This is a genomic window from Pseudoalteromonas luteoviolacea NCIMB 1944 (assembly GCF_001625565.1).
GTDB classification, from domain to species: Bacteria; Pseudomonadota; Gammaproteobacteria; order Enterobacterales; family Alteromonadaceae; genus Pseudoalteromonas; species Pseudoalteromonas luteoviolacea_F.
Genome location: NZ_AUXS01000097.1, coordinates 281,002 through 299,743 on the forward strand (window position 1 = coordinate 281,002; position 18,742 = coordinate 299,743).

General features: G+C 40.7%; 28 protein-coding genes. 7 read left to right on the plus strand and 21 right to left on the minus strand.

Features of this window, described 5'->3' with window-relative positions:
- Positions 1-105 precede the first annotated feature (105 nt).
- A complete protein-coding gene (locus N483_RS26140) occupies positions 106-1,077 on the plus strand; it encodes a glutathione S-transferase family protein (RefSeq protein WP_023400505.1) in 972 nt (323 codons plus the stop codon).
- A gap of 62 nt (positions 1,078-1,139) precedes the next feature.
- On the opposite strand, the gene N483_RS26145 is transcribed toward N483_RS26140, so the two are convergent.
- The 16 genes from N483_RS26145 to N483_RS26225 all read right to left on the minus strand — a co-directional run bounded on the left by N483_RS26145 (position 1,140) and on the right by N483_RS26225 (position 9,222).
- Positions 1,140-1,532: a nuclear transport factor 2 family protein gene (locus tag N483_RS26145; protein WP_023400506.1), complete on the minus strand. Its 393-nt coding sequence runs from the start codon at positions 1,530-1,532 to the stop codon at positions 1,140-1,142.
- 575 nt (positions 1,533-2,107) lie between these two features.
- On the minus strand, positions 2,108-2,383 hold the full coding sequence (locus N483_RS26155; RefSeq protein ID WP_023400508.1) for a hypothetical protein: 276 nt from the start codon (positions 2,381-2,383) through the stop codon (positions 2,108-2,110).
- A 55-nt stretch (positions 2,384-2,438) separates the two neighbouring features.
- Positions 2,439-2,732, minus strand: a complete 294-nt coding sequence (locus N483_RS26160) for a hypothetical protein (RefSeq protein WP_023400509.1) — start codon at positions 2,730-2,732, stop codon at positions 2,439-2,441.
- A 50-nt stretch (positions 2,733-2,782) separates the two neighbouring features.
- The gene (locus N483_RS26165) at positions 2,783-3,091 is read right to left on the minus strand and encodes a hypothetical protein (RefSeq protein WP_023400510.1); all 309 of its coding nucleotides are present in this window, start codon (positions 3,089-3,091) and stop codon (positions 2,783-2,785) included.
- A gap of 197 nt (positions 3,092-3,288) precedes the next feature.
- Positions 3,289-3,606 carry a hypothetical protein gene (locus N483_RS26170; RefSeq protein ID WP_023400511.1) on the minus strand — a complete coding sequence of 106 codons (318 nt, stop codon included), beginning with the start codon at positions 3,604-3,606 and terminating at the stop codon, positions 3,289-3,291.
- Positions 3,607-3,717: 111 nt separating this feature from the next.
- Positions 3,718-4,011, minus strand: a complete 294-nt coding sequence (locus tag N483_RS26175) for a hypothetical protein (RefSeq protein ID WP_023400512.1) — start codon at positions 4,009-4,011, stop codon at positions 3,718-3,720.
- 59 nt (positions 4,012-4,070) lie between these two features.
- Positions 4,071-4,361 carry a hypothetical protein gene (locus tag N483_RS26180; RefSeq protein ID WP_023400513.1) on the minus strand — a complete coding sequence of 97 codons (291 nt, stop codon included), beginning with the start codon at positions 4,359-4,361 and terminating at the stop codon, positions 4,071-4,073.
- A 40-nt stretch (positions 4,362-4,401) separates the two neighbouring features.
- Complete coding sequence (locus N483_RS26185; RefSeq protein ID WP_023400514.1) at positions 4,402-4,689, minus strand: hypothetical protein; 288 nt, start codon at positions 4,687-4,689, stop codon at positions 4,402-4,404.
- Between the two features lie 87 nt (positions 4,690-4,776).
- Complete coding sequence (locus tag N483_RS26190; RefSeq protein WP_023400515.1) at positions 4,777-5,076, minus strand: hypothetical protein; 300 nt, start codon at positions 5,074-5,076, stop codon at positions 4,777-4,779.
- A 90-nt stretch (positions 5,077-5,166) separates the two neighbouring features.
- The gene (locus N483_RS26195; RefSeq protein WP_023400516.1) at positions 5,167-5,457 is read right to left on the minus strand and encodes a hypothetical protein; all 291 of its coding nucleotides are present in this window, start codon (positions 5,455-5,457) and stop codon (positions 5,167-5,169) included.
- Positions 5,458-5,547: 90 nt separating this feature from the next.
- The gene (locus tag N483_RS26200) at positions 5,548-5,835 is read right to left on the minus strand and encodes a hypothetical protein (protein WP_023400517.1); all 288 of its coding nucleotides are present in this window, start codon (positions 5,833-5,835) and stop codon (positions 5,548-5,550) included.
- 88 nt (positions 5,836-5,923) lie between these two features.
- Positions 5,924-6,211 (minus strand): hypothetical protein, encoded by a 288-nt coding sequence (locus N483_RS26205; protein ID WP_023400518.1) that lies wholly within the window; start codon positions 6,209-6,211, stop codon positions 5,924-5,926.
- Positions 6,212-6,553: 342 nt separating this feature from the next.
- Positions 6,554-6,847, minus strand: a complete 294-nt coding sequence (locus N483_RS26210; protein WP_023400519.1) for a hypothetical protein — start codon at positions 6,845-6,847, stop codon at positions 6,554-6,556.
- A 122-nt stretch (positions 6,848-6,969) separates the two neighbouring features.
- The gene (locus N483_RS26215; protein WP_023400520.1) at positions 6,970-7,272 is read right to left on the minus strand and encodes a hypothetical protein; all 303 of its coding nucleotides are present in this window, start codon (positions 7,270-7,272) and stop codon (positions 6,970-6,972) included.
- 51 nt (positions 7,273-7,323) lie between these two features.
- Positions 7,324-7,635 carry a hypothetical protein gene (locus tag N483_RS26220; protein ID WP_023400521.1) on the minus strand — a complete coding sequence of 104 codons (312 nt, stop codon included), beginning with the start codon at positions 7,633-7,635 and terminating at the stop codon, positions 7,324-7,326.
- A gap of 423 nt (positions 7,636-8,058) precedes the next feature.
- Positions 8,059-9,222: a DUF819 domain-containing protein gene (locus N483_RS26225; RefSeq protein ID WP_023400522.1), complete on the minus strand. Its 1,164-nt coding sequence runs from the start codon at positions 9,220-9,222 to the stop codon at positions 8,059-8,061.
- A gap of 250 nt (positions 9,223-9,472) precedes the next feature.
- On the opposite strand from N483_RS26225, the gene N483_RS26230 reads away from it, so the two are divergent.
- Positions 9,473-9,985 (plus strand): helix-turn-helix domain-containing protein, encoded by a 513-nt coding sequence (locus N483_RS26230; protein WP_231105494.1) that lies wholly within the window; start codon positions 9,473-9,475, stop codon positions 9,983-9,985.
- A gap of 131 nt (positions 9,986-10,116) precedes the next feature.
- Here N483_RS26230 and N483_RS26235 read toward each other — a convergent pair whose 3' ends face one another.
- The 5 genes from N483_RS26235 to N483_RS26255 form a co-directional block, all read right to left on the minus strand.
- Positions 10,117-10,605, minus strand: coding sequence for a dual specificity protein phosphatase family protein (locus N483_RS26235; RefSeq protein ID WP_023400524.1), 489 nt, complete (start codon positions 10,603-10,605; stop codon positions 10,117-10,119).
- Between the two features lie 18 nt (positions 10,606-10,623).
- The gene (gene arsB / locus N483_RS26240; protein WP_023400525.1) at positions 10,624-11,646 is read right to left on the minus strand and encodes an ACR3 family arsenite efflux transporter; all 1,023 of its coding nucleotides are present in this window, start codon (positions 11,644-11,646) and stop codon (positions 10,624-10,626) included.
- A gap of 11 nt (positions 11,647-11,657) precedes the next feature.
- A complete protein-coding gene (locus N483_RS26245; RefSeq protein WP_023400526.1) occupies positions 11,658-12,419 on the minus strand; it encodes a metalloregulator ArsR/SmtB family transcription factor in 762 nt (253 codons plus the stop codon).
- A 182-nt stretch (positions 12,420-12,601) separates the two neighbouring features.
- Complete coding sequence (locus N483_RS26250) at positions 12,602-14,713, minus strand: TonB-dependent receptor (RefSeq protein WP_023400527.1); 2,112 nt, start codon at positions 14,711-14,713, stop codon at positions 12,602-12,604.
- The gene (locus tag N483_RS26255) at positions 14,713-16,164 is read right to left on the minus strand and encodes a PepSY domain-containing protein (RefSeq protein WP_023400528.1); all 1,452 of its coding nucleotides are present in this window, start codon (positions 16,162-16,164) and stop codon (positions 14,713-14,715) included. Before N483_RS26255 ends, N483_RS26250 begins: the two co-directional genes overlap by 1 nt.
- Positions 16,165-16,431: 267 nt before the next feature.
- Between N483_RS26255 and N483_RS26260 the strand changes: the two genes are divergently transcribed.
- Genes N483_RS26260 through N483_RS26280 form a run of 5 tightly spaced genes read left to right on the plus strand, consistent with a single transcriptional unit; the run spans position 16,432 to position 18,655 of the window.
- The gene (locus N483_RS26260) at positions 16,432-16,716 is read left to right on the plus strand and encodes a YciI family protein (protein ID WP_023400529.1); all 285 of its coding nucleotides are present in this window, start codon (positions 16,432-16,434) and stop codon (positions 16,714-16,716) included.
- A 51-nt stretch (positions 16,717-16,767) separates the two neighbouring features.
- Positions 16,768-17,358: a hypothetical protein gene (locus N483_RS26265; RefSeq protein ID WP_023400530.1), complete on the plus strand. Its 591-nt coding sequence runs from the start codon at positions 16,768-16,770 to the stop codon at positions 17,356-17,358.
- Between the two features lie 51 nt (positions 17,359-17,409).
- Positions 17,410-17,655, plus strand: coding sequence for a hypothetical protein (locus N483_RS26270; protein ID WP_155250784.1), 246 nt, complete (start codon positions 17,410-17,412; stop codon positions 17,653-17,655).
- A gap of 20 nt (positions 17,656-17,675) precedes the next feature.
- Complete coding sequence (locus tag N483_RS26275) at positions 17,676-18,314, plus strand: hypothetical protein (protein WP_023400532.1); 639 nt, start codon at positions 17,676-17,678, stop codon at positions 18,312-18,314.
- Positions 18,314-18,655 carry a hypothetical protein gene (locus N483_RS26280; protein WP_023400533.1) on the plus strand — a complete coding sequence of 114 codons (342 nt, stop codon included), beginning with the start codon at positions 18,314-18,316 and terminating at the stop codon, positions 18,653-18,655. The genes N483_RS26275 and N483_RS26280 overlap by 1 nt, the downstream gene beginning before the upstream one ends.
- Positions 18,656-18,742 lie beyond the last annotated feature (87 nt).

The window sequence follows — 18,742 nt, forward strand, 5'->3', positions numbered from 1 at the left end:
ATTTGCAGTTATGTTGGTAATTTAAGTTTGCCAGCGTGGCATAGTATTTTTAGCAACACGTATAGGTTATCAGCAGGTGTTTAAGAGTAGATTAGGAGCAAAGCAATGGGTTTATTAGTGAACGGACAATGGCATGACAAATGGTATGACACAAAATCAAGTAATGGGGAGTTTAAACGTGAAGCGGCACAGCTACGAAATTGGATTACGCCTGATGGTGAGCCCGGTCTAAGTGGTGAAGGTGGTTTCACGGCGCAAAAGGGTCGCTATCATTTGTACGTTTCATTAGCTTGCCCTTGGGCGCATCGAACGTTAATTTTTAGGACAATTAAGGGGTTGGAAGATTACATAGACGTATCAATCGTGAGCCCTGATATGCTTGAGAATGGGTGGACGTTTGACAAAACTGCAAATAGTACAGGAGATGCGCTATACGACAGTGAATTTATGCACCAGTTGTACTCAAAAAACAAAGCAGATTACACTGGTCGAGTGACTGTGCCTGTTCTTTGGGATAAGCATCAACAGCGTATTGTCAGTAACGAATCCTCTGAAATTATTCGTATGTTTAATAGCACATTCAATCACTTAACGGGAAATGAGTTGGACTTTTATCCTCAGCCTTTGCGAACTTCAATTGACGAGATAAACGCCTTTATTTACGAAAATATTAACAATGGCGTCTATCGTACAGGTTTTGCAACCAGCCAAGAAGCGTATGATCAAGCCTTTGATAAGCTGTTCAATGCACTTGATAAAGTGGAGCATATATTAAGTGAAAGTCAGTATCTAGTCGGCGATACATTGACGGAAGCAGATTGGCGTTTATTTACCACATTAATTCGTTTTGATGCGGTTTATGTTGGCCATTTTAAGTGCAACAAGCGCACAATTGAGAGCTACCCGAACCTGTCGAACTATATTAGAGCGCTTTTTCAATATTCAGGTGTGGCTAAGACAGTCGACTTCTATCATATCAAGCGCCATTATTATTTTAGTCATACAATGATCAACCCAACACAAGTAGTGCCACAGGGGCCCGATATTGATTACAGTACTGGTCACAACAGAGGGTGATAACGAACGCTGCTCCTTCGCGAAAGTCAGTGATAAAAAGTTAAGGGCCAGTTCAGGCCCTTTTAATTTTTGGCATCCTTTTGAGCTAACAGGGTTGACTGTGCAGATATAACTTGCCATTTATCGCCGTGTTTTGCCCAAACCCGAGAAAATGCAAAGTGGCCATTTGCACTTTGACCGTTGTACGTGCCAGCAATAGAGGCAAACGTGTGCACAACACACGTTTCTTGCAGAGTTATCAGATCAAGGTTATACAATTCGATAGACTTTATATTCAGTAAACCAGAGCGATGTAAGTCTAAATCATCGTTTTTTGACAGCCTTTGTCCGAGGTGATTGGTAAAAATGAGTTGCTCGCTCAATAAATTGTCTAGAGCGACAATGTCTGATTTTTGCATAGCTATTTTTAATGCCTCTTCTGCCTGCAATATTTGTTGTGATTGATCATTGCTCATAATAAGCCTACGTGTTTGCAGCTAATTTTACATGTTATGGTAAAAGGGAGTGCATTGTTATTCTAGTACCAAGGCGAGCAGAAAGATAAAAATTCCCACGAAATACATGCTATTTATGATCTTAATATTGACTAAGCCGTCGACGTTTCCTTTCCATGACTCTTTAAGTGGTATAAAGAGTATTTTCGGTTGTAAAGCGAAACTGAGTAAAAGCACAAAGACCCCGCAAGATTTGAGCATTTCAAGAGGTTGATTTGCAACGATGATAAAATCGTAAATGCCACTCAAGAGAATAATAAGAGCAAATACTAACCACACTAATGAAGCTATTTTTTCTTTAACTGCCAAATTCTTTATCATATTCCGCTCACAAACATGTCGTTTTTTATTTTATTAAATCAAAAAATGTACTAGGTTAAATAATCAGACAGGGGTTGTTTTATTCACCGTATTCTTATTTTTCTGGAGTAACTTGGCGCTTTATACAGCGTTAAGTTGACGCATTATTGGGTTTATATAGTCAGTTAATAAGCCGCAAGTTAAAGCTTTAGTTGCGGCTCACGTCTAAAAAAGTTTTAGAACCTATGGCGACAAACTGCGACTATTTGGTTGCCGAAAAAGCCGATTACTGGATAATAACCTGTTGCTCTGGCCCATTGTGCTGCATTTTCTGATATCAACCCTTTTTGCTGCGCATAGTTGATTGCTAATTGATAGTTTGGGTAGTTTGATAAACAGCGGCCTGTTTCAGTATACGCACGGTGCTGGTACTCAACTAAGCTCATTGCTGCCAGCGAATTAAATGATAATAAAGAGAAGGTGATTGCAAAGAGTGCTTTTTTATTAATCATGATGGTGTCCTGATTCGTTTTGAGTTGTCAAATAGCAGCCTACTAATTGGCTGGGTTAGGCCTTGCAAATACCCGAAATGACAAATACAAAGGCGTCAATCACAGGATAGTATCCGTTACTTGAACCCCACTGTGCTGCGGCATCCGTGATTAGGCCTCTGTCACGGGCAAAATTATTGCGGAATATGACTTCTGAAGGTCCAACAGGTGCGCCCGGTCTTCGCAGTTTACATTTTATAGCGTGAATTGAACTCGCATGCGCGATGTATTCATCCAATGTCATAGGGGTGGTAGAAGCAGCTGCTGGCATCGCGAGTGACGCCACAAATAAAAGCGTTTTAAAGTACATTTGAATTTCCTTATTGAATTAACTTATATTTTGAGAATAATTTGTATGTGCTAATTTTTGTTTGTATACGAGTCAAGATTAATACCGCAAATAACTGCAATAGTACCATCGTAATAATCAATAACTGGGTAATAACCAAATGCTTTGCCCCAGTATGATGCTCGTTCAGTGATCAAACCTTGCTGATATGCGTAATCGATATAAAACTTGACCCGCTCATAGCTTGGCGGTCTAGCGTAACAGCGAACCATACTATCTTGTTCGGCTCTTGCTCGATATTGTTCCAATGTCATTGCGGCAAACGCGTCACTTGATAACAAAGACAATAACCCAACAGCGGCGAATAGTTTTAATTTCATGATAAACTCCATTTTTTCTTTTTTAAAAGGAGCTGATATATCTTACTCCTTTAGCGATTTAAAATTAGAGAACAAGTGGTCTAGTTAACTTGTGTTTATTTATCTAATACACATTTATTAAACTATATGTTTGTAGTATAAATTTTTGATAAGTAGATGAATCTTTAGTTTTAAATAGCGTGTGGTAATAGTTTTAATTAAATAGGTTTTGAGTGCGAGATAAAACATATCAGGTGAATTCTATCTCGAGAGAAGAAATCGACTATTGGATAGAATCCATTTCTTATGCCCCATTGAGAAGATTGCTCAGTGATTAGCCCTTGGTCACGAGCAAACTCATTACGTAATCTAATTTCTTCTATTTTACGGGGTCTCATATAGCGAGCCTCCCAACATTGGTACCTTTCTTCATATGAAGTTGCCCGCTCGATATATTCATCTAGCGACAATGCAGCAGATGATTCAAATGTAAACAAAGAGAGTGCTCCTGCTAATGCGAGCGTCTTAAAAGTCATAATAAATCCTTTATATTGTGTAGTGTATTTAACTTGTTATGGGATCCAAATTTAAATAATAAGTGTTTAATTCCACTTCAATTAGAATGCTATTGTCATGTCGCCTTGCTGTTAAGGTTTGCCAGCAGAGCAAACTGCGCCGACCTCTCGCCGAAACATATCGATGATGGGGTAGAAACCATTGGCCCTTCCCCAATTGGCGGCACGTAATGTAATAAGTCCTCGATACAGTGCGTCATCAATATATTGCTGCCAATTAGAGGGGACTGGGAAGGTATTGCAGCGCGAGTGTGGCTGACTGCCTATAATGGCACGATATTGATATTCGGATATGTTCATTGATGCAAATGACTCAAATGAGAGTATAGACAATACACTTGCAAAGGTGAGCTGTTTGATGTTCATAGTGATTTCCTTATGAAGCTTAAGCGCTCCAGAATAAATTAAAGCGCTGATATTTTTGACTAGATGCCTCTGCAAATGGCGTTAATTCTGCCTGAGTTAGGATCAATTAAAGGGTAGAAGCTGTAAGCTTTACCCCAATAAGCTGCTCTTTCAGTAATTAAGCCTCTGTTATGTGCATCGTCAATTCGTCTCGCTAATTCTTGAAATGAAATAGGTCCTGCATAACACGTTCCTGGTGGACCGTTGCCTTCAAGGGCAAAGGCGCGATATTGAGCTAACCCCATAGCAGCAGAAGCATCAAATGAAAGTAATGACAATAGCGTTGAGAAAGCGAGAGTTCTGTAAATCATATTTCTGTCCTTTTTTAGCAATTCCCCCTGAGTACAGTTTTTAACCACGGCATATTGCCAAAACTGACCGAGTATAAGTGTCCACAACAGGGTAGTAGCTATATGCTTTTGCCCAAAACGAAGCTCGTTGAGTTATAAGGCCCATCCCAAGTGCGAAATCTATTCGAGCTTTGACTTCAGTGTATGATGTAGGTTTTGAGGTACAGCGACCTGCAGCTTGTGCATCTCTTAGCGCCATAGCTTCATAGGCAGCCATGCTGATCGCTGCATTAGAGTCAAATGACAGTAAAGCGATAGCGCCTGCAAAGGTAAGTGATTTAAATGACATGGAGCAGCTCCATTTAAGGTTTGATATTACCGCCTTAGTTTTATTTACCAAGGCGCATTCGATTAGAGGTAAAAATTGACTTCTGCCTTATCTACTGCCGCTTCCACTGCAAACTGCGCCTATAGTAAAGCTAAAAAAATCAATTACAGGGTAGTAGCTATAGGCTTTACCCCAATCTGCCGCTCTTTTGGTAATAAGCCCCTGATTAACTGCCCAATCAATGCGCCTTACCATTTCATGGTATGGGAGAGGGCTATATACACATCGCCCTGTTATTTCTGAGTCTATCTGAGCGCGACTCTGATAAGCTGCTAAGTTCATCGTTGCGGCAGATTCGAATGACAGCAGGGATAATGCGCCTGCGAATGCAAGAGTTTTTATCATCATGATAATTTCCTTATTTATTAACATTTAGTAATTAGTGATTATTTTTTAAATACTTATATAAGCACCTTTATAGGGCTATTAACTTAAGCCTTATCTTCCACTACAAATTGCGCCTATTTTAAAGATAAAAATATGTATAACAGGATAATAGCCATAAGCTTTACCCCAATAAGCCGCTCTTTCGGTAATTAGTCCTCGGTTAAATGCCCAATCAATGTGCATTGCCAATTCTTGGAAAGGGATTGGCTTGTTGTTACATCGCCCTCCAATTCCTGAGTCAATTCGCGCGCGATGTTCATAAGCTGCTAAGTCCATGGCTGCGACAGATTCGAAGGACAGCAGGGATAATATTCCTGCAAGTGCCAGTGTTTTTATCATCATAGTAATTTCCTTATTTTTGGCTTTTAGTTCAGACAGATTAACTTTCAGGTACTTATGTGAGCACGTTTATAGGGGTTATTGATTTTGGCTTTATACACCTTTACAAATAGCCACTACAGATCGGTCAAAAAAATCAACAAGAGGATAATAACCATAAGCTTTGCCCCAATAAGCTGCTCTTTCGGTAATTAGTCCCTGATGAAATGCCCAATCAATGCGCATAATAAACTCTTGATAGGAGATAGGGCGAGTTGAACACCGACTAGCCATATCAGAGTCAATACGGGCGCGATATTCGTAAGTTGCCAAGTCCATTGCTGCGAAAGATTCAAATGACAGCAGAGATAGCGTCCCTGCTAATGCTAGTGTTTTTATCATCTTAATAATCTCCTTACTTTTTAACATTTAGCGATAACGGGTTATTTTTCATTGATTAGTATTTTGGTGTTTATCTGGGGTATTGACTTTAGCCTTTGCAAACAGCGGCTATATTTTGGGAAAACATATCAACAACGGGGTAGTAGCCATAGGCTTTACTCCACCAAGCTGCTCTTTCAGTAATTAGTCCTTGATGAAATGCCCAATCAATGCGCATTTTTAATTCTTGGTAAGGGATAGGCCTATATACACACCGCCCTGGCATTTCGGCATCTATACGGGCGCGATGTGCGTATGTCGCCAAGTCCATTGTTGCGAAAGATTCGAATGACAGCAGGGATAATACTCCTGCTAATGCAAGTGTTTTTATCATCATTATTATTCCTTATCAGATTTAAACGCATTAAAAATACCGCTCTAACAGTGCGAAGGTTATGCATTTGGTTGTCATTATGTGTTCGAATATAAATTAACTCTATTCGGCATAGCTGCGGAATATCCCGATCAAAAGCAGCTCGATTTAGGTGCATCGACACACATATGGTGGCAGAGTCAATTAAGCTAAATACGCAAGGAAAAAAGTGAAAACACCCACAAAATGGTTTTTTCATTGTCTTTCCTATTTGACATTAGTTTATCGAGCATATGCAGCACGTCGCGACATGCTGCATATATCCAGTTAAATACTGAAACGTTTTATCAATATCATGTTGGTGAATTATGCGCCTCTACAAACAGCAACGACTTGATCTGAAAAAATATCTACTACTGGATAGTAGCCATACGCTTTACCCCAATAAGACGCTCTTTCTGTAATGAGCCCACGGCTATAAGCCCAGTCAATCCGTCTTTTAAGCTCGTTATATGTAATAGGGTATCCTCGGGCACAACGTCCTGAACTTCCATTGTCCTGATAGGCTCTCACTTCATATTCAGCAATATCCATTGCGGCGAACGATTCAAATGAAAGTAGAGAAAGTACGCCAGCGAAAGCGAGGGTTTTAATGGCCATAATGATTTCCTTATATTTTGTAAAAGTAAATTAATCTTATTAATTGTGTTTACCCGGTATTTAAAGCCTAGGGACAATTTTCACCAACCTAAAATCCTGATTGAACAGTTGCCCCCCGACATTTAATCCAAAGAAGTAAAGGTCCTAAGGTTGACTCGGCAAACTCCCACAGCCTTGTATTCGTACATATCTATCACTGGGAAGTAGTAATTACTTTTGGCCTGTCGAGCGACATCGGGTGTAATAAGCCTGTCAGATACTGCCATTTGCAAATACTCTGAAAATGTCATCGGTACTCTATAGCTATAACAGGCATGGCTCCGTGCATTAGGGTGCTGCGCACCTTCTATAAACTCAGGCAAGGTCATCATTGCGTGTGATTGGAAAGACAATATGCTTAAAATAGAGAGAGCTTTAAGATTCATTTTATATCCTTATTAAATATTTCATAAATTCTAATAAAACTATTTACGTTTTTAGTATTGTTGTAGCTTTGGCCTAGCGCCAAAGCTACACACTGCGACTATCGTGTAATCAAATACATCAATGACTGGGTAGAAACCAGCTATACGGCCCCATGATGCAGCGCTAGAAGTAATAAGCCCGTGGCTCTGCGCGAAGTCTATACGGTGGTAATAATCGATAATATGAGGTGGGTTTACACAGCGTCCAGGAGTTTGTCGATCGATTAGAGCCTGCCTTTTGTAGCTTTGCAAGTCCATTGTTGCATATGAATCGAATGAAATAATACAAAGCAAAAATATGAATAAAGAGGATTTTAATACCATATGAATTTCCTTATATAAATTAATTGAATTTAAACTTTTAGTATATTTGTATATTGCGATTATTGTTTGGTTTCGATTTGTGCATCGATGTAAATACTATAATAGTAAAGCAAGTGACACTTTATCAGTTACAATTCATTATATGTTTTAACATTGATTTAAATTGTGATCAATAAATAAACAGACTTGGTTGTTGAAGCTTGCTCTTTAATCATAATAATTAAAGAGTTAGGTTTAAATTCATTAGAAGAGGCGGAACTGAAGATATAGATTATTATCGTTAATGTAGCGTTGAAATAGGCTAGTTAAATTATAGTGTTTTTGTTTTTTAAATAGTGTGGAACTTTGTATGTTGCAAATGGTTGAATTTTGCCGTGATTCTCATTCTGTGGTGAGATAGTACTCACCACAGAATGCGCATAATTACATGGCCTGTAACAGTAAGGCAACGCCTATGCCTGCACCTGTGCCAATGATGACGCCCATCAGCGCCATCAAGATTGCAACTGGTACTAGAGTTTGGCTATATGCTGCAGCAAGAACGGGGGAAGAGGCAACGCCACCGATGTTTGCGAGTGAGGCTATACCACAGGTAAATAGATCGAGTTTAAATATTTTGGCGATAGTCGTGAGTATTACGCCGTGAATAAGTAGGATAACAAAGCCAGCTAAGATGTACGCAGGAGCTTGAGTTAACTCTGCAAAGTTTGCGTTGGCCGCAATCAGCCCAACAAGTGTATAAAGTAAGACATTTGAAAGTTGTGGAGAACCTGGAATTTTCCCAAGAGGTGTCATTGCGCAAATGACACCTGCTAAGGTCACCAACATAATACTCCATGTTGTACTCGTGAGGACCGCGTTATGTGGTAATAAACCCGATACGTAGATTGCCAGTGCAGACAAACCAAATGCACAGCCGAGCAGTAGCATTATATCTGGAAAAGTAGTTTCTTTTCTTATCTTATCATTAGACAAGGTGAGTTTGTGTTGCAGCTCATCAAGGGTGCTGGTGTTTGCCTTTGTCCAAGCATTAAACTTATGTGCAAAAGGTACCAGAGCCAGTAAAAACATGATCCACATTGCGTAATCTATTGAGTCGATCAATAGGGTGTATCCCATTCCGGCATCATTCAGTCCCAAAGATTGTTGCACAGCAACCATATTTTGAGTACCGCCTATCCAGCTGCCAGCTAGAGCGCCAAAAGTAAGCGCAGCATTGTCACTTAAATAGCTTTGGAATAACGCAAAAGAAATGATGAAACCAAGTACAATGCTTAAAGTTGCAGCAAAGAAAGTCCCTAATAGCTTAGGTCCAAGCTTAACAATGTCGCGTAGGTCTGCCCTCAATAGCATTAAGAATATCATTGCTGGCAATATAGCGGTTTTTACTTCTCCACGGGCTTGTTTGACTGACTCTGTCATTTCCCATACGCCCAACGTTGACATTACCATCGCTGAAAAGTAGATGATAATGACAGCTGGAACATATTTGAAAAAAGGCCCATTTTTATATTTGTCCTCATACCAAATCACAATACTCGACACAAACATTAAGAATGCGATGAACGAAAAACCATCTTGGATCATATGTCCCTCTATTTTAATTATTATAAATTGGCAGCTATGCTAGCGGAATTTGATGAGAAAAACGACGATTAATAATCATACTTGACCAAGTTTGGAGTTTGGAGTTTGGAGTTTGGAGTTTGGAGTTTGGTCGTAAATGCAAAACTATTGAAAGGTATGCTATTTATTTTAAAAGTGTGTCTTTTTAACAGGTGTCATGTAAGAGTCGGGTAATTGTCGGGTAGTGTCGATACCATTTCGTGACCGACAGATGATAATATCAGTCACTCTCCAAGATGAGCGAGTAAGAGGTAAAACCGTGGTTCTAAAACAACTTAGATTAAGTCGCAGCCTTTCCCAGGAGCAGTTAGCTCAAATGTCTGGTTTGAGTGTTCGTACTATTCAACGAATTGAGGCTGGTGGTAATGCGAGTTTAGAATCGCAGAAATGCCTTGCTGCTGCGCTCAATGTCAGTATCGAAATATTGAATCAGGAGAAAGTGACCATGAATAGACGTTCTGAAAATTGGCAAGGCCTGCCGATTATTTTAAAAATTTGGTTTGTGCTTAATTTTTTACAGCTTAGGCCAAAGCGAGATACAGCAAATCGCATCACGTGGCTGGGGCATATATCAGGTTTTATATTTTGTTGTGTGGGTGTTGTGAGTGAAGCTGCATTGGTCGGCGGTTTGCTAATGTTACTGACTGCTTACTTATTTGCTTTGTTAAAGTGGCAAGGGGACAAATACGATATTTGGGATGAACCTAAAGTAACAGCGCGCTGAGTTGTGAATGATTATGAAGGGAGATGTCTCTTTGGTGTAGGTATGAATTTGGCGTAGCGTGACACCAAATTCATACATCCAGCCTTAAACTCAGTGCATTGCACATAAATTAACTGTCAATCAGGTGAGGACTAGAATTCATCAAAAAAGGCTTTTTGCACCGGGTGTTTAAGCGCTTTGGGCCTGAGTAGTTGTACCTGCTCAATGATAGCTTGATGATCGTATCCAAGACGTTTCATCAGCAGCGCTATAACCAGCCCTGTTCGGCCTGAGCCTCCTTTACAATGGACCGCGACGGTGCCTTTTTGCTCTACAATGGATAAGATCGCATTGACATGTGTATTGAATGCATCAGTAAAGTCTTGATTAGGGGCATCGTCATCTGGCAGAGGTAGTTGAAACCACTGTAGCGCGAGTTTTTCACAGGCAAGTGGTAATCCTTGAGCACCATTTTTTTCCATTTCGTTGTCGTACATCAGAGTGACAACAGCTTGAACTGACGCGCACTTAAGTTGCTCGACAGCTTCGATTAATGGCACTTCTTTTGTGCCAGGGCAAGGAGTGAAAATGAACGTCCCGCCGTTATTCAGGGCTAGTTTGTCAAATGGGTGTGTTTGCATAACAGTCTCTTGGTGAAATTATGGGTTAAACCAATGCTTGGTTTTATTGACGATAGCAACGAGAGACAGCATTACAGGTACTTCTACCAAAACGCCAACTACGGTTGCAAGTGCCGCGCCTGAATGCAATCCAAATAAAGAGATCGCGACAGCAACAGCGAGTTCAAAAAAGTTCGAGGTACCGATCAGACAAGCTGGAGCAGCAATATTGTGTCTAAGCTTTAATTTCAAAGCAGCAAAATAGGCGATAAAAAATATCCCATAGGTTTGCAAAATGAGCGGAACTGCAATCAGGACTATGTTCATCGGTTGTGAAATAATGGTATTAGCTTGAAATCCAAACAGCAGTACTACAGTTGCCAATAAGCCAATGACTGAAAACGGCTTTAGCCTTGCTAATAAGGAATTGATCGCAGCTTCATTTTTGTTCGAGCCATTGAGTTTTTTACGAGTCACAACTCCGGCAACAAGCGGTAACAAGACATAAAGTAAAACTGAGATAAGCAAGGTATTCCATGGAACATGAATATCCGACACGCCCAACAGCAAACCTGCAATCGGAGCAAAGGCAAATATCATGATCACATCATTGACGGAGACTTGCACTAACGTGTAATTCGCATCACCTTTGGTCAACTGAGACCAAACAAACACCATGGCGGTACAAGGAGCGACTCCCAGTAGTATCATACCTGCAATATATTCTTGTGCCGTTTGTGGGCTGACATAGCTGGCAAAAATACCTTCAAAAAATAACCATCCAAGGGCTGCCATGGTAAATGGCTTTATAAGCCAATTTATTACGACGGTTAGTATCAAACCTCTGGGGTTTTTGCCGACCTCTTTGATGGTAGAAAAATCAATTTGCACCATCATGGGGTAGATCATCACCCAAATTAGCACCGCGACTACCAAATTAACATTGGCGAAGGTTAAAGCAGCAATAGACTCAAAAATTGCCGGGTAAATTAAGCCGAGCCCAGCCCCAGTAGCGATGCTGGCAGCGACCCAAACGGATAAGTAGCGTTCAAAAATTCCCACTTTAATACCTTTTAACTACACAAGTTTGAATAACGAGTAGGGCGGTCCCCCATAGTGTTGAGTCGAGACAGTTCTTGTTCTATGAAAGTTGGTTCATTGATAACTGTCGACGTGATCGTGTGTTTCATCCACTCGGGCAGTGTAGGGTTGAGTGAATAAAATACCCATTGGTGATATTTGCGGTCTGATAATATGCCTACTTTTCGCAATTGAGCGAGGTGACGTGAAACTTTAGGCTGGCTGGGTTCGTCCAGTGCGGTCATAAGCTCGCAGACACATGCTTCTTTTTCTACTGCAATGATAAGTAAAGCTTTAAGCCGAGTTTCGTCTGAAAGTGCCTTATAAAATGCCATGGGCTCTACGGTAGCGGGCTTTTGAGAGGCGTTATCCACGAGTAAAGATTGTATTTTTTCATTGATCTCTTGCAACGTTTTTTCAAACGGGTTGTCACACTCGCGAGTCTTGGGTTCATCAATATCCCATGCTAGGCAATTTATGCCATTGACTCTGCCTTCACATTCCTTGGTTGCACTAGCACAGAGGGTGATCACGTAATCGAAATGCATGTTGGCAAATTCATCTATATGTTGTGATTCAAGCCCTTGACTCTTTAGCCCAAAATGTTCAATAACAGCGAGAGTACGAGGGTCAGCACCGCTTGGTTTTGTTCCAGCACTGTAGACCTCATATTTACCTTTCCCATGATGTTTTAGCAGGACTTCTGCCATCAGCGATCTCGCTGAGTTCTCGGTACATAAAAAGAGTACTTTCATATCAATGCTCGTTTTGAATATGAATATAATTAATTTATTATATACTATCTTTGTTATGTATGACTCGCAAGCAGTTTTAATTTGAAGTTTTGCCGAAGCACTGATTTTTTTCTTTTATTTGATAAGCGACCTATGCCCGGCAACTGACGGGCATAGGGAAATTTATAGCTTTCTATTGGCAATTAGAATGAGTAATTCAGCCCAACATAAGCCATTTGTGGCGCGCCGGGTTGGATACGTTCTTTGCCATATCTGAGTTCAGCCTGTAAGGCATACTTTTTGTCAGTGACATTTGCCAATCGTGCGTGTAGCTTGAGTGACTCAGTGACTTGATAGTTGGCCTTGAGGTTTGCGATTGTATAGCCTTCATATTTACGTGTGTTTTCAGAGTCCATCCAGTAGTCTCCAATGCTCTTAATCTCAGCTGTAATATTGAGGCCAGACACCAATTGGCTCGTGTAATTTAAGCGCAGGTTTGCAACGTATTCTGGGGCCATGACTAAGCTATTACCAGATAGGTCGATTTCTTTACTTTCCCCCGTTTTGAAATCGATTCTGCCTGCATCTTGTACGTAGTGTTGAAATTCATGATTGGATTGACTATACGCTAGCGCCATAGACCAAGCCGGTGAAAAGGTATAAGTCCCACCTATTTCGAATCCTTGATGTCTCACTTCAGAGGCATTAACGCGAAAGCTTGAACCAAAGTCATCATAGGCTGTCACAATCGCGTCTTTTACATCCATAATATAATAAGCTACTTCTATAGAGAGTTTGTCGAAGTTTGCTTTGTAGCCTAGTTCGTATGTATCGGATGTTTCCTCACTGATTGAGTCCAATTGTGAACTGGTTTCTTTGGTCTTTAGATGGTAAATCTCAGAAGCCGTGGGGATCCGAATCGAATTAGCATAACGAGCATAAAGACTGGACTGTGCGCTGAGCTGGTAGTTTAAACTTGCTTTAGGGCTCAAGTGCTCAAAAGTATCACTGCGACTTGTGATAGAACGATTACCAAATCCATCGTCATCGTAAGCAGACAAGGTATTGTCAAAGTCGTATTGGTTGTTGTCGTATCTTAACCCGATTGAATAATTTAGCTGTTCAGTGAGTTTACCTAGGTGTTGAATGTAAGGAGATATGCCTACAAAACGCGTGGAGTCGTTATAAAAAACGTGCCCTTGCGGGTAGGTCGCAGCACCCCAGCCAGTTGTTGTTCTGGTGGTCGGCTGATAGGAGTATGCATCGCCTTCTGAGCGTTCTAGGTCGATGCCTATTGTGGTTTCAAAATCCGGATTGTGTCTAAAGTTTGTTAAGGCCAGCAGGCCAATGGTTCTAACGCTTGATTCGACTTTCGGCATATTCGGTTGCCAAGTCGCAATATAATCGTTACTACGGTAGCGTAAATAAGGGATCACCGACGCATAAAAGTCGTGATCTTCATATTGATATTCTGAGCTGAGTCGTACGTAGTCCGTGGCTCGGCTAGGGTCAATGGCTAGTACTTCATCGGGCAAACCAGATTGCGATGGATCTAGGTTAAACTGCTCTTCAGTAAGTGCGTTTAGCATTTGCTGATCTAAGGTTGACGTGATCAAGCTGGTTTTAAGGCTTTGTTTGTCATCTATCTCAAGCTCATGGAGTACATTAAACTCTGCTTTTTCAACACTGCTATGCTCTCTCCAACCATCATTATTTAAGTAGGCACCACTGATCCGAATACCATTTGAGTTTGAGAGTGCGTGAGTAATGCTGCCGTTTATTCGCTTATAGCCATGTTCGCCTAACGTAGAGGCCAACTCATTTTTACCCTCTCCGATAGGGGCTGAAATCACATTCACAGTGGCTGCAACTGCACCGGAACCATACAGGCTGGTCCCGGCACCTTTAAGTACCTCTAATCGAGATATTGACGAGTTGCTGCTCGCCCACCAAAGTGCATTGTGATTGTAAAATGCTGCGGATTGCAAAGGCACATTGTCTTGAAGGTATAATGTGTAACCACCATAGTTTATTGGCATGCGTATCGCGGCGTTATGCCCTTGTCCACCAGACAGCTGATTGAGCAATACGCCTGAAATAGTTTCTAGAGACTCAGATAGGTGTTGTGCATTGTCATTTTTTATAATCTCAGTGGATACACTGCCGACACTCAGTGCCAGATCCGTGTTAGCTTTGGCTGTTCTACTTGCTGTGACGATGATCTGCTCGATATCCTCTGCCTGTTGCTGTGCGTATAGTAAGTCAGCCTGCAGTAGCGCGATGGCAATGAGTGAATAAGAAAAGCCAGATTTCATTATGCTTGTTCCTTAGTTATTTCTAATATTTCGTTATTTTGTAAATTGCGATGTATTTTTGCCCGACGCTGACGCAGTAATCTTGAAAAGTACAGTGAAGTACCTAATAAGGCAATAAATGCTAATCCGAGGCAGATCAGAGTAATGATGCTATCACGAATACCTTTACCTAAAGGGTTTAAAAAGTGGTACTTATGTAAATAGCCAAAATGCCAACTACGCGCGTTTTGCCACGTGTCATCAACTGCGGCTATGTACCCGGTGTGAAGCTCAACGCTATAGCGCACTTCTGGAGATTGTTCGAAACTCAGTTGTTGCACAGGTAGCCGCTTGTTAATAAAACCATATGTTGGGCCGAACTTATCGATTTTTTCGCTGTGTGTTAGCGCTCCAGTAATATTTAGTTGGTTTCGTAACGCATTTTGAGCAAATGTTTTATCATCATATTGAGTTTGGTTACTTTGCCAATATGCAAAGTGCATCGATTTATTTTTATACGATACGATTTGGCTAATGACTTGACCTGAAATATTGACCAACTGGAAGTTATGACCATTTGCTGCTGCGAGTGTTTTGACAGGATCATGATTGATGGCATCTGTGGCAATTTGATTGCCAGGAGCTAGATTTTTAAACTCTTGCAAAAAAAACTTATCAATTAAAATGTGTGCACTACTACTCGCAAATCCGAGCATGCATAAACTTAAAACTAACCCCGAAACCCTATGTAACGACCGCTTATTGAGCTGTTTTTTTTTAATTCGTGGCCACAACACACTGTATGTCAGCAATCCAAAAACGGCCATAACAAATAATGTGATGCTGATTATCAGCATAGGGATGATGCGCCATAGGCTGTGTCTATCACCAGCAAACTGCCAAGTATGTAACTGTTTGAACCAGAAAGATAGCGACTCTCTCAGTGGTGTATTGTGCGCGGTTATGCGCTTGCCCAATGTATCTATATATATGTTATTCCCGCTGCTCATACGCAACTTATAAACAGGCAATACCCGGTTTATTTCAGGGTAAGCAGAACTGAATTGTGTGACAAATTCACTCTTTATAACGTTATGATTACTCCATTGTGTTGCCAGATAGTGCGCATAATCAACATCATTTAAGCTGACATTGGTTGCTGATAAAGGGAGGTAATGCACCGTTGTACCATCATCAATTTGCTGTTGAACTTGATAGAAGTAGTTTCCTTTAAACTCTACCAAACTAGCATGGCTGAAGTGATGGATATCTTGCTGCTTTAAAGCGTCTTTCAAGTGTGTGTAATTATGCATCCTATTCAATTCAACTTTGATAGGGTCAGGCTTAATATGTGGCGCTTTCGCAAAATGAGACATTGCAGGGTGCAATAGCCCTGAAAGCGCCCAAATTACAAACGGAATTACGCATAAAAGCGCCAGTCGTCGATGCCAAGCGAGCAGTATTTTTAGCATGTATTGTTATTGATTTGAGGATAATGGTTGGATTATATGTAATAAACTTACTTCAAGGGATGTGACAAATTGTCGCACAAGATTTTGATTAGTATGACGAATGTTAAAGCTTCTGTAAGTTGTAAGGAAATGTTAAGTGGCTCTATACAGGTTGAATTTCGATTGATACATTAATCAATGTTAAAATAGGTACGAAAAATAGGACAATGATGTTACTATTTTGGATACATGAAAAATGCGCCCAATAAATAACAAAAGGAACTCGCCATGTTTATCGTCACGCTTAATTATCTCGTTGGATTATCAGAAGTAGAGAAGTATTTGCCACTGCATATTGAGTATTTAGATCAGTGCTATGACGATGGTATTTTTTTAATGTCAGGCCCAACTGAGCCGCGCACCGGAGGTGTCATTTTAGCTGCTTCCACATCGAAAGAATCACTAGAGGCAACTTTAAACGAAGATCCATTTTATAAAACAGGTATTGCTGAGTATCAAATAACGGAATTTGTACCAACTAAGTCAATGAAAGAGCTCAATTATCTTATATAGGTAATCAAGGGCCAATTGTGAGCCGTTCGGTACAAGGAGGTATCAAACTAAGTGCATAAAAATATACTAAACACACTTCGCTTATTAGTTAAGCAACCAAATCAAGTTAAAGGCAAAATCAATAAACAGCTTACGCTATTTAAAGATTCGGTCGCTGGGCTGCCGTTTTTAGCCTCTTGCCACAAATCTAAACTGTCAGACTATGACGAAAAGCATTACTTTGTCATCCCTATTGAATTGGGTGAGCATAAAGTTGCCTTACATACTTTAAGAAACCTGCCGGATGGCGTACCAGAAGTAAACACGCTACCAAAACGCCGAGTTTTTCACTTTGCCAATGAACATGCTGAAGCGTTATTGACAAATATTTTGTCAGAACAAACGGAATCTTTAGTAAGAAAACAGCCAGTAGGGCAGGTAAGTCGGTTAGAGCTGCTGGCAAATGATATAGATAGGTTAGATACAAAACTGACCTACGGTATGCAGCTCATTTGCGGGGTTTCTGTATTTGTGAACCGCGCAATTGGTGCCGCTATTGCAGCAAAGGCGGCACTGCCAAGCATAACGGGTCTGTTAAACAAACATGGTATTTGTCCACGAGGTCAAAAGTACACGCAAGTTGCGCTCAACCAGCATATTTAAGAGGCTCAAGATAAGGTGCTACAGGAGTTTGCTGAGGCGGATACAATAAAATTGATAAACCCAGTTTTGAGTCGATTGTACCGCGCACTTGAAACGTATGAGCCGCTATTAGACGATGCATTTAATGGGGGAGACTTAGGTGAACATGAAAAAGAAGAATGGTTAGAATTGACGGTTGAGGCATTAGCACATGTCTATGAAGACATACTTCAACAGTCAAAGTTGCACCTTCAAGCATGTTTAGGCGAAGAAGATATACGCTGGTTGAATTACCTCTTTAAAGGGTATCTGGGGTGAATGACATAAGGAGGCAATAAATGGGAATAAGGAAGCAAGTTTGTCAATTTTGCAGCCTATTTGGGTTACTTTTTAGTATAAATACCTTTGCAAGTGTAGATATCTATTCTCAGATAGCATCTGACACTTCATGGCAAGTTAGGCACGCGGTGTCATCACCAACGGGGCAAAGCGTTAAGCTCAAAGTTAACGTATTGGCTGAGGAGCAAGTGAGGTGGTTTCAAATTATTCCTGATACCAGCCAATACTACAAAAACGCCAATCATCCATGGGAGAAAAACCCCTATAAATGGGCTGGATTTGGCAAAGTAAACTACCACAAAAAGCGTCTAAATCAGTTTGATAACTTGGCTGAAATAGAAGTATCGGGGACATGGTTAAACAAGAATAATGTGTTTGAGTCTCCATATTACCATGCCAATGTTGGTAGCTTTTGGTTTCAAGTAGAAGTAATTGGAAAAGACGGTCGCCGCCGTAAAAGTATGGGATTAGAGAACAACGACCATCGCGGCTTAAATAAACAGGTGCTACGAGTTTCTTTCACACAAGGTGAGGGGTATTTGGGTGTGCTGAGTAGCTTTTTTAATGTGCCGGCCATTTTCGGGTCTGTACCTTACCAAAGCCAGCATTATTTGGGGTTGACTGCGCAGATGTATTAATGGCTGCAAATGCGATAAAGGACAATGGCAAAGTATTTGACCGCAATGTAGCTTGGTTGGTTACAAATTTAAAGCACAAAGCGAAATTACGTGGATTTACAGGTTCCAACACTAAGTTGAAGTGGGACAGTGACATTTTTCCAGGAGATTTTATAGCGGTCAGGTACCGTCAAAATGGGCAATTTGCACATATAGGCGCGCTCTATCAAGATAGTAATAACAATGGCGTACTCGATGGTGAAGATTTGGTTATGCACGCCGGGCCCAATGCGCTGAGTTATAGCACAGTAGCCAACGCGGGGTTTTTAGGTGAGGTTGTGGTCCTTGATAACCAAGATTAAGCCCAATATTACAGCCGAGAACTTGAAATATAGACATGCGTAAAGTGATAAGTGCTCACTTCTTACATACACTATGGATAACCTCTC